The sequence below is a fragment of the Hydrogenophaga sp. A37 genome (genome assembly GCF_002001205.1).
In the GTDB taxonomy this organism is placed as follows: Bacteria; Pseudomonadota; Gammaproteobacteria; order Burkholderiales; family Burkholderiaceae_C; genus Hydrogenophaga.
The window spans coordinates 50,774-66,302 of record NZ_MUNZ01000077.1 but is presented as its reverse complement, the minus strand read 5'-3'; the positions used below and the strand labels follow the sequence as shown (position 1 = coordinate 66,302).

Sequence of the window (15,529 nt, the reverse complement as noted above, 5' to 3'; positions counted from 1 at the left end):
CACGCCCGCCCGCCCGCCACCTTCATCGCCCTGCACGGCACCCACAGCAGCCTGCTGCTCGAATGCCCGCCCCATGAAGCCCCGCTCTGGCGCTACTGGGGCCCGCGCCTGCCCGACAGCGCAGCGGCACCGGCGCTGCGCGCCACGCGTGCCCTGCCCTCGTTCATGCTGGACTTCGATCAGCCGCTGACCGTGTTGCCCAGCTTCGGTGTGGGCTGGTTCGGCCAGAGCGCCCTGCTCGCCCACCGCAACGGCCAGGATTTTGCGCAGGCCATCACCGCGTGCGAGATCGAATGGCTCACACCGGGCCAGAGCCTGGTGCTGCACCTGAACGACGCCGTGGCCCAACTGCGCATCGACCTGCGCCTCTCGCTCGACCCCGCCAGCGACGTGCTCACCCTGCAGACCGGCATCACCAACCTGGGCGCCGGTGCACTCGATGTGCAGTGGCTGGCAGCGGCCACGCTGCCACTGCCCGGCCAGGCCACCCAGGTGCGCTCCTACGCCGGGCAACACAACCACGAGTTCATGCTGCAGACCGACACCCTCAGCCGCAGCCTCTGGCGCCGCGAAAACCGCCGCGGCCGCACATCGCACGACTGTTTTCCCGGCGCCGTGGTGACCACGCCCGGCAGCACCGAGCACAGCGGCCTGGTGTTTGGCGCGCACCTGGCCTGGTCGGGCAACCACCAGCAAAGCATCGAATGGCTGCACGACGGCCAGTACCAGTGGCAACTCGGCGAATGGCTGGCCCCGGGCGAAGGCCTGCTGCAGCCCGGCGAGCACCTGCTGACGCCCGAGGTGGTGGCCAGTTGCTCGATGCAGGGCCTGAACGGCCTGGCCGCCAACTTCCACCGCGAACTGCGCGCGCGCCTGAACTGGCCCGGGGGCACGATGCGACCGCGCCCAGTGCACCTGAACACCTGGGAAGCGTTCTATTTCGACCTCGAACCCACCGACGTGATGGCGTTGGCCAGCGCCGCGGCCGAGGTCGGTATCGAGCGGTTTGTGCTCGATGACGGCTGGTTCCAGGGCCGCCACAACGACCGCGCCGGCCTGGGCGACTGGTGGACGGACACCGGAAAATTCCCCGACGGTCTGGCGCCACTGGCCAGCCATGTGAATGCACTCGGCATGGAGTTCGGCCTCTGGGTCGAGCCCGAAATGGTCAACCCCGACAGCGATCTGTTCCGCGCCCACCCCGACTGGGCGCTGCAGATCGCCGGGCGCGCCCTGATCACGGGGCGTCACCAGCTGGTGCTCAACATCGCCCATCCGCCAGCGGCCGACTATCTGTTTGAAAAGCTCAGCGCCCTGCTGCACAGCCTGCCGATCCGCTACCTGAAGTGGGACCACAACCGCGACCTCACCACCGCCGCGCTGGCCGGCGGCGTGGGCACGGCCGGCTACCGGGTGCAGGTGCTGGCGGTGTATGCGCTGCTGGCGCGGCTGCGCGAAGCACACCCCGGTGTGGAGATCGAAAGCTGCTCGGGCGGGGGCGGTCGCATCGACTTTGCGATGCTGCGCCACACCCACCGCGTCTGGGGCAGCGACTGCATCGACGCACTCTCTCGCGTGGACATCCAGCGCGGCTTCGGCCAGTTTTTCCCACCCGAAATTCTGGGCTCGCACATTGGCACCGCACCGGCCCACACCACCGGGCGCAGCCAGTCGCTGGCGTTTCGCGCTGCCGTCGCCATGACCGGCCATCTGGGTGTGGAGCTCGACGTGCGCCTGCTCAGCGCCACCATGCGCGAGCAACTCGGCGCCTGGATCGGCCGCTACAAGGCTTGGCGCGAGCAGATCCACCACGGACAGGTCTGGCGCGGCGAAGGCGCCGACAGCCTGGTGTGGCAAGCGCACGGCGACCCTGAAGCCAACAACATCTTGCTGTTTGTCTTTCGCACCGCGCCGAGCTCGCACCGCTACACCCCACCCCTGCAACTGCCCATGCTCGATGCCCGTGCGCGCTACCGCGTGCAGCAGTTGGTGGCGATGGATGGCGACGGTGCGTTGCAGTCGCCAGCACCGTTCTTCTCGGAGCTTCTGGCGTCCGGCGTCGACATGGACGGCGCCTGGCTCGCCCAGACCGGCCTTCCGATGCCGCGCGCCACGGCCGAAACCTGCTTCATCGTTCGCCTGCAGAGGATCGAACCATGAGCGCGGGCAGCTTTGATGTGTCCGAGCACGCCCACCGCCGCTTCAACCCGCTGAACGGTGAATGGGTGCTGGTCTCTCCGCACCGCGCCAGACGTCCCTGGCAAGGGCAGCAGGAGGCGCCCGACAACAGCGAGCGCCCGGCGCACGACGCCACGTGTTTTCTGTGCGCGGGCAACCAGCGAGTGACCGGTGAAACCAACCCGGCCTACCGCGGCAGCTTTGTTTTCACCAACGACTTCGCCGCCGTCGCGCCGCAGGCCCCTGACGCCCCCTCATCCAGCGAAGCGCTGTTCCAGGTGCGCAACGCGCGCGGCACCAGCCGGGTGATCTGTTTCTCGCCAGACCACGGAAAGACGCTGCCCGAGCTGCCGCTCGCCGCCATCGAAGCGGTGATCGACACCTGGTGCAGCCAGTCAGCCGAACTCGGCGCCATCTACCCCTGGGTACAGGTGTTTGAGAACAAGGGCGCCCTGATGGGCTGCTCGAACCCGCACCCGCATGGTCAGGTCTGGGCCACCGACTTCGTGCCCACCGAAGCCGCCACCGAAGACCTGCGGCAGCGTGCCTGGCACGCCGAACACGGCCACCCTCTGCTGCTCGGCCTGGTCGAACGCGAAATCGCTCTTGGCGAACGCGTGGTCGTGCTCACAGAGCATTGGGTGGCCATCGTCCCGTTCTGGGCCACCTGGCCGTTCGAGACCCTGCTGCTGCCGCGTTTTGCCGTGCAGCAACTGCCGCAACTGAGCCCCGCACAGCGCGCCGATCTGGCCCTCGCGCTCAAACAACTGAGCTCGCGCTACGACAACCTGTTCCAGTGCTCGTTTCCGTATTCCATGGGCTGGCACGGTGCGCCGTTTGACACAGCAAACGACCCGGCACCCTGGCAATTGCACGCCCACTTCTACCCACCGTTGTTGCGTTCGGCCTCGGTGCGCAAATTCATGGTCGGCTATGAAATGCTGGCCGAGGCACAGCGCGACCTGACCCCCGAGCAGGCGGCGCAGCGCCTGCGCTCCGTGAGTCCCGTGCACTACCGTGAAGCCGTTGCACCGGTCACAACCAGCCTGCACCAAAAGGTCAACGACGCCTTTCAACGCCACACCGGCCACCAGGCCAGCCAATTGGTGCGCGCGCCGGGACGGGTCAATCTGATCGGCGAACACACCGACTACAACGGTGGTTTTGTGCTGCCCTGCGCGATCAACTTCGAGACACTGATCGCGGCAGGGCCGCGCAACGACCGTCGGGTGCGCCTGGTGGCTTGCGACCGTGCAGAAGCCATCGACGAGTTCTCACTCGACGAACCCATTGAAGCCCGCCACGGGGACGCCTCGTGGGCCAACTATGCGCGCGGCGTGGTGCAGCAACTGCTGAAGCGCGGCCTGCCACTGCAAGGCCTGGACCTGGTGATGGCAGGCGACGTGCCACAAGGCACGGGCCTGTCGTCCTCGGCCTCGCTCGAAGTGGCCGTGGGCCTGGCTTTCAAGGCCCTGTGTGGACTGGACAGCGTGAGCGTCACCGACCTCGCGTTGATCGCCCAGCAGGCCGAGAACCATTTCGTGGGCGTGAACTGCGGCATCATGGACCAGCTGATCTCGGCCCGCGGCCAGGTGGGCCACGCGCTGCTGATCGACTGCCGCTCACTCACCCTGCAGCCCGTGGCGCTGCCCAGCGACCTGGCGGTGATGATCGTCAACTCGCATGTGCCGCGCGGGCTGGTGGACGGCGAATACAACGCCCGGCGCGCCCAATGCGAAGCCGCAGCCCGGCATTTCGGTGTCGCGGCGCTGCGCGATGTGAGCCTGGATCAACTGCAACGGCAAGCCCATGGACTGGACCCGGTGGTCCTGCGGCGTGCACGCCACATCGTCACCGAAAACGCGCGCACGCTGGAGGCGACCCAGGCGCTGGCCACGGGCGACCTGTGTGGCCTGGGTCGGTTGATGGCGGCCTCCCACGCCTCCATGCGCGACGACTTCGACATCACCGTGCCGGCGATCGACGAACTGGTGCAGATCCTGCAAACCGCTATCGGCGATCAGGGCGGCGCACGCATGACCGGTGGCGGCTTCGGCGGCTGCGTGGTCGCACTGCTGCCCGAAACCCTGGTCCAGACGGCGCGCCACGCGGTGGAAACCCACTACAGAGCGCCCAGCGGCAAGACGGCGGCGGTTTATGTGTGCAAGGCCTCGGCCGGCGCATCGGTGCTGACCGACACCTCAAGACAGACGGCCACGCCGTGACCCACATCCTGGTCGTCGGCGGTGCCGGCTACATCGGTTCACACATGGTCAAACACCTGGGCGCCCTGGGCTGCCGGGTGACCACACTCGACAACCTGAGTGGCGGCTTCCGAGACGCTGTGCTGCATGGGGCTTTCATCCACGGCGACCTGGCCGACAAGGCCTTGTTGGCCCAGCTGTTTTCAAGCCAGCGCTTTGACGCGGTGATGCATTTTGCGTCGCACATTCAGGTGGGCGAGTCGGTGCTCGACCCCGGCAAGTACTACGAGAACAACCTCGTCAACACGCTGAACCTGCTCAACGCGATGCGCGTGGCGAGGGTGCACCGGTTCATCTTTTCGTCCACGGCAGCGATCTTTGGCGAACCCCAAAGCGCCACCATCGGTGAAGCACACCCGAAGCAGCCCATCAACCCCTATGGCCGCAGCAAACTGATGGTGGAGCAGGCGCTGGCCGACTACGACCACGCCTATGGCATCAAGTCGGTGTGTCTGCGCTATTTCAATGCGGCGGGTGCCGACCCCGAAGGCCAGTTGGGCGAACGCCACGAGCCCGAGACGCATCTGATTCCGCTGGTGCTGCAAGCGGCCTCAGGCAGGCGCTCGCACATCAGCGTGTTCGGCCGCGACTACGACACGCCCGATGGCACTTGCATCCGCGACTACGTGCACATCGCTGACCTGTGCCAGGCGCACTGGCTGGCGCTACAGACCCTGATGCAAGGCGCCGACAGCCAGGCCTACAACCTGGGCAACGGCAATGGGTTTTCGGTCCAGGAAGTGATTGAGGTGGCCCGACAGGTGACAGGCTGCAAGATCACCGTGGTGGACAGCCCCAGGCGTGCGGGCGATCCAGCCAGGCTGGTGGCCCATTCAGCGGCGGCAACGCAGGCGTTGGGGTGGAGGCCGCAACACGCGGCGCTCGAGACCTTGGTGGAGCATGCGTGGCGGTGGGAGACGCGAGCGCGTTGAGTCCAGATCGGGTGCGGCCGGACACCCCACCATCACTCACCCATGCAACTGGGCTTTCAAAAACGCCAGCACCTGCGGCTCTTCGGTGAACGCCACATTGAATCGGCACCAGGGGCTGGGCTGCAGGTCGGGTGCAAACAGGTGGCCGGGGCCGAGCAGGATGTCCTGCTCCGCGGCCTTGTAGGCCAGCTCGGTGGCGTTCTGGATGTCGGGGTGCCGTGCCCACAAAAACATGCCCGCCTTGGGCTCGCAGAACAGCTCAAAACCCACGTTCTCCAGCTGCTGCGCCACGCGCTGGTGCGCCTGCGCCAGCCGCTCGCGCAGGCTGCGCAGGTGCTTGCGCCAGCGCCCGTCCACCAACGCACCATAGGCCAGGCGTTCGCTGAACTCCGATGAGGTGAGGCCCGAGATCATCTTGAGCTGGGCAAAGTCTTCCAGCAGGTCGGGCGGCGCTGCCATGAAGCCGACGCGGATGTTGGGGGAGATGGTCTTGGAAAAACTGCTGATGTAGACCACGCGCTGCAGCTGGTCCAGGCTGGCCAGAGAGGGCCGCGGCTCGGGATCGAGGTCGGCGTAGATGTCGTTTTCAACCACGGTGAACTGGTGCTGCTCGGCCAGCTGCACCACGCGGTGTAGGTGCGCGAGGTTGGCCACCGAGCCGGTGGGGCTTTGCAGGCGCGGCTGGGTGAAAAACACCTTGGGCTTGTGCTCCAGCACCAGGGCTTCGAGAGCGGCCAGGTCGTAGCCGGCCGGGGTGCGCGGCACGCCGATCAGCCGGGCGCCCAGGAAGCGCAGCGAAAACAGCAGATTGGGATAGCCGGGATCGTCCACCAGCACCGCATCGCCCGGGCGCACCAGGCGGCGCGCCACCAGGTCCATCGCCTGGCTGGAGCCTTGCGTGAGCAGCACCTGGTCGGCGCTGACAGCGATCTCCTGCTCAGCCAGCAGGTCGCGCACCAGCTGGCGCAGCGGCGAAAACCCCTTGGGCTCGCCGTAGCCGCCGAGGTCCACGTTTTCCCCGGCCAGCGTGCGCAGGCTGCGGCGCAGACCTTCTTCGAACAGCCAGTTGCCCGGCAGCCAGCCGCAGCCCGGCTTCATGCGCAGCGCGCGGGCTTCGAACACCCGGCGCAGGTACCACATGGAGTCGAAGTTGTAGTTCGCCGTTTCCGAGGGCAGCGTGCCAGGGGCCTGCGGCGCCACGCCTTCGCGCTTGCGCACGAAAAACCCCGAGTGCGGGCGCGAGACGAAGTAGCCCAGCGCCACCAGCCGGTCGTAGGCATCGACCACGGTGTACACGCTCACGCCGTGGGCATGGGCGAAGTGGCGGATGGAGGGCGCCTTGGAACCGGGGCGCAGGTTGCCGCTCTGGATCAGGTCGCGAAACCCCTCGACGATCTGCACCACGAGCGGGCTGGTGCTTTTGGGGTTCAGGGTGAACATGGGGCGCTATCAGGGTAAATGTGTACAGGTCTGTGGGGCTGCACAGTGCATCGCTGTGCAGGCACTGTCTGTATATGTTAGCGGTGGCCTGCGAGCCCTACAGTCCGCCCCAGCCTGAATTTTCTTTCTCATCGGAGCCCCTGCATGCAACGCGAATCCCAAGCCACCAACGCCCTGCTCATGGCCCGCCGCCAGGCCGCCATCCCGCGCGGCGTGGGCCACAGCCACCAGATCTTCATCGCCAAGGGCGACAACGCCGAGATCTGGGACGTGGAAGGCCGCCGCTACATCGACTTCGCCGGTGGCATCGCCGTGCTCAACACCGGCCACCGCAACCCGGCCGTGATCGAGGCCGTGAAGGCTCAGCTCGACCAGTACACCCACACCTGCTTCCAGGTGCTGGCCTACGAGCCCTATGTGGAGCTCGCCGAGCGCCTGAACGCCAAGGCCCCGGGCGACTTCGCCAAGAAAACCCTGTTTCTCACCACCGGCGCCGAAGCGGTGGAAAACGCCATCAAGATCGCCCGCGCCCACACCGGCCGCGCGGGCGTGATCGCCTTCACCGGCGGCTACCACGGCCGCACCATGATGACGCTGGGCCTGACAGGCAAGGTCGCCCCGTACAAAACCGGCTTCGGCCCCTTCCCCGGCGAAATCTTCCACGCCCGCTTCCCCAATGCGCTGCACGGTGTGAGCGTTCAGGACGCGATCGACTCGGTCGAGCAGATTTTCAAGAACGACATCGAAGCCCGCCGTGTGGCGGCCATCATCATCGAGCCGGTGCAGGGCGAAGGTGGTTTCAACGTGGCGCCTCCCGAGCTGATGCAGCGCCTGCGCGCGCTGTGCGACCAGCACGGCATCCTGCTGGTCTGCGACGAGGTGCAGACCGGCGCCGGCCGCACCGGCACCTGGTTCGCCTGCGAACAGAGCGGCGTCGCGCCCGACCTGATCACCCTGGCCAAGTCCATGGCCGGTGGTTTCCCGATCTCGGCCGTGGTCGGCCGCGCCGAGGTGATGGACGCGCCCGCCGCCGGCGGGCTGGGCGGCACCTACGCCGGCAGCCCGATGGCCTGCGCCGCGGCCCTGGCCGTGATGGACGAGTTTGAAAAACACGACCTGCTGCAGCGCAGCCGCGACGTGGGCCAGCGCATCACCGCCAGCCTGCAGACGCTGGCCAAGAAGCACCCATGCATCGCCGACGTGCGCGGCCTGGGCGCCATGGTCGCCATGGAACTGTGCAAGAACGGTGACGTGCACCAGCCCGACGCCGATCTGACCAAGGCCCTCGCCGCCGAAGCCACGAAACGCGGCCTGATCATCCTGACCTGTGGCACCTACGGCAACGTGGTGCGCATCCTGGTGCCGCTGACTGCGAGTGATGCGGTGCTGGACGAGGGTCTGGCGATCATTGCCGCCTCGCTCGAAGCCGCTCTGGCGGCATGAGCTCAGATCAGCCCCCCAACGGCGCGAGCAGCGCGATGCCCCGCCCGCTCGCGGGCGTGCGCGTGCTCGACCTGTCCCGCGTATTGGCCGGCCCCTGGGCCGGTCAGTTGCTGGCCGACTACGGCGCCGAAGTCCTGAAGGTGGAACGCCCCGGCGCCGGTGACGACACCCGCAGCTGGGGTCCACCGTGGTGGGGTGAAGGCGATCAAAAAGTCGCTGCCTATTTCATCTGTGCCAACCGCGGCAAGCGCTCGGTGGCGATCGACATCGCCAGCGGCGAAGGCATCCAGCAGGTGCGCGAACTGGCGCGTGAAGCGGACGTGCTGATCGAAAACTACAAGGTGGGCCAGCTCGCCAGATACGGGCTCGACGCCACCAGCCTGCAGGCCATCAACCCGCGCCTGATCTACTGCTCGATCACCGGGTATGGGCAAAACGGCCCGCTGGCGCACAAGGCCGGCTACGACTTCGCCATCCAGGCCGAGGGGGGCCTGATGAGCATCACCGGCAACCTGGGCGAAGAGCCGCAGAAGGTCGGCGTGGCCGTGACCGACCTGATGACCGGGGTCTACGCCACCACCGCCATCCTCGCCGCGCTGCATGAGCGCGAGCGCACTGGGCGGGGCCGCCACATCGACGCCGCCCTGTTCGACGTGCAGGTCGCCATGCTGGCCAACCAGGCGAGCAACCAGCTGATCGGCCACAAGACGCCCACCCGCATGGGCAACGCACACCCGAACATCGTGCCCTACCAGGTGTTTCCCACGCGCGACGGCCACATGGTGCTGGCCGTGGGCAACGACGGCCAGTTCGCCCGCTTCTGCGAAGCCTGCGACCACCCGGAAGTCTCGCGAGACACACGCTTCTCGACCAACCCGGCGCGCGTCGAACACCGCGCCACGCTGGTGCCGCTGCTCACCGGCTGGACGCTGCAGCGCGACACCGCCGACTGGGTGCAGCTGCTCGACCGCGCCGGTGTGCCCTGCTCGCCGATCCTTGATGTGGCTCAAGTCATGGAACATCCCCATGTCGCTGCGCGCGGTTTGCGGCTACAACCCGGATTGGACGGCACGCCGCCCATGATTGCGAACCCCATGGTGCTCGACGGACAACGGCCCGTGGCCGAGCTGTCGCCACCGGCCCTCGGTGCCCACCCGGCACGATGGTTGCATGCAACGTCCTGAACCCTCCTTCAGTCCCACACACACGACCCGCCCGCGTTCATGACACAGAGCACCGCACTCGTCACCTTCACCGGTGTGCAAAAAACCTACGACGGCCACACCCTGGTGGTGCGCGACCTCAACCTGGAGATCCAGAAAGGCGAGTTCCTCTCGCTGCTCGGCCCCTCGGGCTCGGGCAAGACCACCACGCTGATGATGCTGGCCGGCTTCGAGTCACCGACCTCGGGCGAGATCAGCCTGGACGGTGTGCCCATCACACGCACACCGCCGCACAAGCGCAACTTCGGCATGGTGTTCCAGAACTACGCCCTGTTCCCGCACATGACGGTGGCCGACAACATCGCCTACCCGCTCACCGTGCGCAAGCTCGACAAGAACGACATCGACACCAAGGTCAAGCGCGCGCTCGACATGGTGCAAATGGGCCACATGGGTGCGCGCTATCCGTCGCAGATGTCGGGCGGCCAACAACAGCGTGTGGCCCTGGCCCGCGCCCTGGTGTTCGACCCGCAGTTGGTGCTGATGGACGAGCCACTGGGTGCGCTCGACAAGCAATTGCGCGAGCACATGCAACTCGAGCTCAAGGCGCTGCACCGGCGCCTGGGCGTGACCTTCGTCTACGTGACGCACGACCAGTCAGAAGCGCTCACCATGTCCGACCGTGTGGCGGTGTTCAATGAAGGCGTGATCCAGCAGATCGACGTGGTGGACCGCCTGTATGAAACGCCGGCCAACCGCTTCGTTGCGGGCTTCGTGGGCGACAACTCGGTGCTCGATGCGCGCGTGATCCACAACCACGGAGAGACCTGCGAGGTGCAGCTCGCCGACGGCGTGCACCTGCATGGTGTCAACGTCAACCACGCCCAGGTCGGCGACACGGTGCAGTGCAGCGTGCGCCCCGAGCGCATCGCGCTGGTCGGCGCTGAAAGCAGCAGCGACAACCGGCTGCTCGCCACCGTCACGGACGTGATCTATTTCGGTGACCACCTGCGCCTGCGCTGTGTGGTGCCCGGTCAGCCCGAACTCAGTGTGAAAGTGCCGCTGCAGCACCTGGGCCACATGGCCGCTGGCCAGACGGTCCACCTGCACATCCCATCCGAGCACCTGCGCATTTACAAATGACCCCCCTGCGCCGCTTCGTGTCTTCCCCCCTGGGGGACGCAGCTTGTGGCCCGGCGAAGCCGGTTCCACGGCTGCCCCCGTGGAGACCTCACCCCGGTGCATGGCCGATTTCTTGTTCCCCGTTCCTCAACCCCTGGAGATAAGTCCGATGAAACTGAAACCTGTTTTCCTGGCCGCGGCCATGATGGTCGCCCTGCCGGTGATGGCCCAGAGCCAGCTCACCGTCGTCAACTTCGGTGGCGCCAACGGTGCCGCCCAGAAAAAGGCCTATTTCGAAGCCTACGAAAAAGCCGGTGGCGGCAAGATCACCGCCGTGGAATACAACGGCGAACAGGCCAAGATCAAGGCCATGGTCGAAGCCAAGAAAGTCACCTGGGACGTGGTCGAAGTCGAGAGCCCGGACCTGAGCCGCGGCTGTGACGAAGGCCTGTTCGAGAAGATGGACTGGGCCAAGGTCGGCAACAAAGCCGACTTCCAGAAAGCCGCCGTGCACGAATGCGGCGTCGGCACCTTTGTGTGGTCCACCGTGATGGCCTACGACGGCGACAAGCTCAAGACCGCGCCCACCACCTGGGCCGATTTCTGGGACGTGAAGAAATTCCCCGGCAAGCGCGGCATGCGCAAGGGCGCCCGCTACAACCTCGAATTCGCCCTGATGGCCGACGGTGTCAAGACCGCCGACGTCTACAAGGTGCTGGCCACCAAGGACGGCGCCGAGCGTGCGTTCAAGAAGCTGACCGAACTCAAGCCCAACATCCAGTGGTGGGAAGCCGGCGCGCAGCCGCCGCAGTTCCTGGTCGCCGGCGACGTGGCCATGACCACCGCCTACAACGGCCGCATTGACGCCGCCCAACGCGAAGGCAAGAACCTCAAGATCACCTGGACCGGTGGCATCTACGACCTGGACTACTGGGTCATGCCCAAGGGCACGCCCAACAAGGACGCCGCCCTGAAGTTCATCGCCATGGCCAGCTCGCCGGATGCGCAGGCCGAGTACGCCAAGAACATCAGCTACGGCCCGACCAACAACAAGGCGCTGGCCAAGCTCGACGCCAAGGTGCTGGGCCTGCTGCCCACGTCCGCCGCCAACAGCAAGGACGCGCTGCAGTTCGGCATCGGCTTCTGGGCCGACCAGGGTGAAGCCCTGGAGAAGCGCTTCTCGGCCTGGGCAGCGCAATGATGATGGCCGGTGGAACCCTTGATCTGGCAGCCCAACTGGGCCGCGCCGAACGGCGCCGCAAGACGCGCGCGTTTGCGTTGACCGTGCCCCTGCTGGCATTCCTGCTGGTGTTTTTTCTGGTTCCACTGGCGTCCTTGCTGGTGCGGGCGGTTGAGAACCCCGAAGTGGCCGACGTGCTGCCCCGAACGGGGCAGGCGCTGAGCGACTGGGATCGCAACAGCCCGCCCCCCGCCGAGGCTTATGCCGCGGTGCTGGCCGACCTGTCGGCCATTGAAGAAACCGCGCAAGCCGGTGTGCTGGCGCGGCGCCTCAACAGCGAGGTGGCCGGTGCCCGCTCGCTGGTCATGGGCACCTACCGGGCCCTGCAGTCCGAAGAGCTCAAAGGCGAGAACCTCGGCCCCGACGCGGCCAAAGCCCTGCTGATCGAACAAGACGCGCGCTGGGAAGAGCTGCCCTACTGGCAGGCCATCGCCAAAAACAGCTCGCGCTGGACACCCGACTACCTGCTGACGGCGGTCGACCTGAAGCGCACGCCGCAGGGTGACATCGTCCAGGTGGGCGAAGGCGAAGCCGCCTTCAGCGACATCCTCGGCCGCACCTTCCAGATGAGCGCGGTCGTCACTTTCTTCTGTCTGCTGCTGGCCTACCCGCTGGCCTTCTGGCTCTCCACGCTCTCCGAGCGCAAGGCCAATGTGATGCTGATCCTGGTCTTGCTGCCGTTCTGGACCTCGGTGCTGGTGCGCATCGCCGCCTGGATCGTGCTGTTGCAGAACAACGGCCTGGTCAACCGTTTCTTCATGTGGCTGGGCGTCACCGACACGCCGATTCCGCTGCTGTTCAACCGCGTGGGCGTGATCATCGCGATGGTCCACATCCTGCTGCCGTTCGCCATCCTGCCGCTGTACAGCGTCATGAAGTCGGTGCCACCCAACTACCTGCGCGCCGCCATCTCGCTGGGCAGCGCACCGTTTGCCGCTTTCGTGCGCGTCTACCTGCCGCAGACCTACCCCGGCGTGGCCGCGGGCGGCCTGCTGGTCTTCATCACCAGCATCGGCTACTACGTGACGCCCGCCCTGCTCGGCGGCCCGAGCGACCAGATGCTGAGCTACTACGTGGCGCAGTACACCAACGTGGAAGTGAACTGGGGCATGGCCTGCGCGCTCGGCGGCGTGCTGCTGACCACGACGCTGATCCTCTACGCCGTGTACCGCAAGGTTTCCAAATCCGAGTTGAGCTTGGGATGAAGATGTTCAAACTGCCCGACTTCCCTGCCTACTACACCCTGCTCGACAAGCTGGGCTGGTTCGCCCTGCGCTTCGGCAGCGTGGCCGTGCTGGCCTTCCTGCTGCTTCCGGTGGTGGTGATCATCCCGCTGTCGTTCAGCGACTCCTCGTTCCTCGCCTATCCCATCGAAGGCTGGTCGCTGAAGTGGTACCGCGAGATGTTCGCGTCCGACGACTGGTCGCGCGCCGCGAAGAACAGCTTCATCGTCGCCCCGCTGGCCACACTGCTCGCCACGGCACTCGGCACGCTGGCGGCGATGGGCCTGGCCCACACCAAGTTCTTCGGCAAGAGCTTCATCACCGGCCTGCTGATCGCGCCCATGGTGGTGCCCATCGTGGTGGTCGCCGTGAGCACCTACCTGTACTTCGCGCGCTGGGGCCTGAACGACTCCTACCTCGGCCTGATCCTGGTGCACGCCGCACTCGGCGCGCCCTTCGTGGTGACCACCGTGATGGCCACACTCCAGAGCTTCAACCAGAACCTGGTCAAGGCCAGCCTGAGCCTGGGCGCGAGCCCGCTGGAGACTTTCTTTCGCGTGACCTTGCCGGTCATCGCACCGGGCGTGATTTCGGGCGCGCTGTTCGCCTTCGCCACCTCGTTTGACGAAGTGGTCGTGACGCTGTTCCTCGCCGGCCCCGAGCAGGTCACGCTGCCGCGCCAGATGTTCACCGGCATCCGCGAAAACATCTCACCCACCATCGCCGCCGTCGCCACGCTGCTGATCCTGTTCACGACCGCGTTGATGCTCACGCTGGAGTGGCTGCGCGGTCGCCGCAAGTGAACCGGGATCTGGTCCGCCGGGCCTCACTGGCCATGCTGGAACATGGGCGTTTCGATGCTGCCGAACACCAGCATCCGCCAAGTGCCAAGGCCCTTACTGACCGATCAGCCCGCCCCCCAACCGAATCCGGCCCATGCACTTCACCACCGACACCACCCTGACCGACCAGCACACCCGCCTGGTACCACTGCACGCCGAACATCACGACGATCTGGTCGAGGCCGTGCGCGACGGCGAGCTCTGGAATCTCTGGTACACCGCCATCCCCACGCCCGAGGGCATGGCCGCCGAGATCCAGCGGCGCCTGGGCCTGCAGCGGGCGGGCAGCATGTTGCCCTTCGCTGTGCTCGATGCGAGCGGCAAAGCGGTGGGCATGACCACTTACATGAACATCGACGCCGCCAACCGCCGGGTCGAGATCGGCTCCACCTGGTACCGCAGCGCCGTGCAGCGCAGCCCGCTCAACACCGAATGCAAACGCCTGCTGCTGACGCACGCCTTCGAGGCGCTGGACTGCATCGCGGTGGAGTTCCGCACGCACTTCTTCAACCACCAGAGCCGGCGCGGCATCGAACGCCTGGGCGCCAAACTGGACGGCGTGCTGCGATCGCACCAGATCAACAAACACCCCGACGCCCAAGGCACGCTGCGCGACACCTGCGTCTACAGCATCCTGGCCTGCGAATGGCCAACGGTGAAGGCCCATCTGGACTTCCAGCTCAGCCGCCCCCGAACCTGAGAACGCCATGAGCGAATCTGCTTTCAACCAGCCCCTCGGCGGCAATGCCATGCCGCGCTTCGGCGGCCTCGCCAGCATGATGCGGCTGCCCGTGGCCAGCAGCGCCGAAGGCCTCAACGCCGGCTTCATCGGCGTGCCGCTGGACACCGGCACCAGCCACCGGCCCGGCGCGCGTTTCGGCCCGCGCCAGATCCGCGCAGAGTCTTGCCTGATCCGCCCCTACAACATGGCCACGGGCGCTGCGCCCTTCGATGCCCTGCAGGTCGCCGACCTCGGCGATGTGGCGATCAACACCTACAACCTGCTGAAGTCGGTGGACCTCATCGAGCAGCACTACCGCCCGATCATCGCGGCCGGCTGCATCCCGCTCACGCTCGGTGGCGACCACACCATCGCCCTGCCCATCCTGCGCGCGATGAAGGCCCAACACGGCCCGGTGGCGATGATCCATGTGGACGCCCACGCCGACGTGAACCCCGACATGTTCGGTGAGGCCATTGCGCACGGAACGCCCTTCCGCCGCGCGGTGGAAGAAGGCCTGCTGATCGGCGACAAGGTCTGGCAGATCGGCCTGCGTGGCAGCGGCTATTCGGCCGAAGACTTTGACTGGCCGCGCCAGCAAGGCTTCACCGTGGTGCCCGCGCACGAGGTCTGGTGGACCAGCCTGGCGCCGCTGATGGCGCAGATCCGCGCCAAGATCGGCCCGGACACGCCCACCTACCTCAGCTTCGACATCGATGGCATCGACCCGGCTTACGCGGGCGGCACCGGCACGCCAGAGATCGGTGGCCTCAATGTGCCGCAGGCATTGGAGATCATCCGCGGCTGTCGCGGACTGAATCTGGTGGGTTGCGATTTGGTTGAAGTGTCCCCGGCCTACGACACCAGTGGCAATACCGCCCTGCTGGGCGCCAACCTGCTCTTCGAAATGCTGTGCGTGTTGCCCGGCGTGGCCTACCGCTGAACCCCGAGGAATGCCCCC

At 66.6% G+C, this 15,529-nt stretch carries 12 protein-coding genes; 11 read left to right on the top strand and 1 reads right to left on the bottom strand.

What is annotated here, in order from left to right; translation table 11 throughout:
- The 3 genes from B0E41_RS06690 to galE all read left to right on the top strand — a co-directional run.
- Nucleotides 1–2,160: alpha-galactosidase (locus tag B0E41_RS06690; protein ID WP_077330201.1), on the top strand; the 2,160-nt coding region annotated here is incomplete at its 5' end.
- On the top strand, nucleotides 2,157–4,403 hold the full coding sequence (locus tag B0E41_RS27490) for a UDP-glucose--hexose-1-phosphate uridylyltransferase (RefSeq protein WP_077330199.1): 2,247 nt from the start codon (nucleotides 2,157–2,159) through the stop codon (nucleotides 4,401–4,403). The genes B0E41_RS06690 and B0E41_RS27490, both read left to right, overlap by 4 nt.
- Nucleotides 4,400–5,374, top strand: coding sequence for a UDP-glucose 4-epimerase GalE (gene galE, locus B0E41_RS06680; RefSeq protein WP_077330217.1), 975 nt, complete (start codon nucleotides 4,400–4,402; stop codon nucleotides 5,372–5,374). The genes B0E41_RS27490 and galE overlap by 4 nt, the downstream gene beginning before the upstream one ends.
- A gap of 36 nt (nucleotides 5,375–5,410) precedes the next feature.
- Here the strand turns inward: galE and B0E41_RS06675 are convergent, their stop codons facing one another.
- Nucleotides 5,411–6,814: a PLP-dependent aminotransferase family protein gene (locus B0E41_RS06675; RefSeq protein WP_077330197.1), complete on the bottom strand. Its 1,404-nt coding sequence runs from the start codon at nucleotides 6,812–6,814 to the stop codon at nucleotides 5,411–5,413.
- A gap of 144 nt (nucleotides 6,815–6,958) precedes the next feature.
- Between B0E41_RS06675 and gabT the strand changes: the two genes are divergently transcribed.
- From gabT to speB, 8 genes are all read left to right on the top strand, one after another.
- Nucleotides 6,959–8,257, top strand: a complete 1,299-nt coding sequence (gene gabT / locus B0E41_RS06670; protein ID WP_077330195.1) for a 4-aminobutyrate--2-oxoglutarate transaminase — start codon at nucleotides 6,959–6,961, stop codon at nucleotides 8,255–8,257.
- Complete coding sequence (locus B0E41_RS06665) at nucleotides 8,254–9,441, top strand: CaiB/BaiF CoA-transferase family protein (protein WP_216350738.1); 1,188 nt, start codon at nucleotides 8,254–8,256, stop codon at nucleotides 9,439–9,441. Before gabT ends, B0E41_RS06665 begins: the two co-directional genes overlap by 4 nt.
- Before the next feature lie 39 nt (nucleotides 9,442–9,480).
- Nucleotides 9,481–10,563, top strand: a complete 1,083-nt coding sequence (locus tag B0E41_RS06660) for an ABC transporter ATP-binding protein (protein ID WP_077330191.1) — start codon at nucleotides 9,481–9,483, stop codon at nucleotides 10,561–10,563.
- 148 nt (nucleotides 10,564–10,711) lie between these two features.
- A complete protein-coding gene (locus tag B0E41_RS06655) occupies nucleotides 10,712–11,743 on the top strand; it encodes an ABC transporter substrate-binding protein (RefSeq protein WP_143433704.1) in 1,032 nt (343 codons plus the stop codon).
- Entirely contained in the window at nucleotides 11,740–12,987 is a 1,248-nt protein-coding gene (locus B0E41_RS06650) for an ABC transporter permease (protein WP_143433703.1), read from the top strand. Before B0E41_RS06655 ends, B0E41_RS06650 begins: the two co-directional genes overlap by 4 nt.
- Nucleotides 12,988–12,989: 2 nt before the next feature.
- Nucleotides 12,990–13,808: an ABC transporter permease gene (locus B0E41_RS06645; protein ID WP_077330213.1), complete on the top strand. Its 819-nt coding sequence runs from the start codon at nucleotides 12,990–12,992 to the stop codon at nucleotides 13,806–13,808.
- A 133-nt stretch (nucleotides 13,809–13,941) separates the two neighbouring features.
- Nucleotides 13,942–14,547, top strand: coding sequence for a GNAT family protein (locus B0E41_RS06640; RefSeq protein ID WP_077330189.1), 606 nt, complete (start codon nucleotides 13,942–13,944; stop codon nucleotides 14,545–14,547).
- A 7-nt stretch (nucleotides 14,548–14,554) separates the two neighbouring features.
- Nucleotides 14,555–15,511 carry an agmatinase gene (gene speB, locus B0E41_RS06635; protein WP_077330187.1) on the top strand — a complete coding sequence of 319 codons (957 nt, stop codon included), beginning with the start codon at nucleotides 14,555–14,557 and terminating at the stop codon, nucleotides 15,509–15,511.
- The last annotated feature ends 18 nt before the right edge of the window (nucleotides 15,512–15,529 follow it).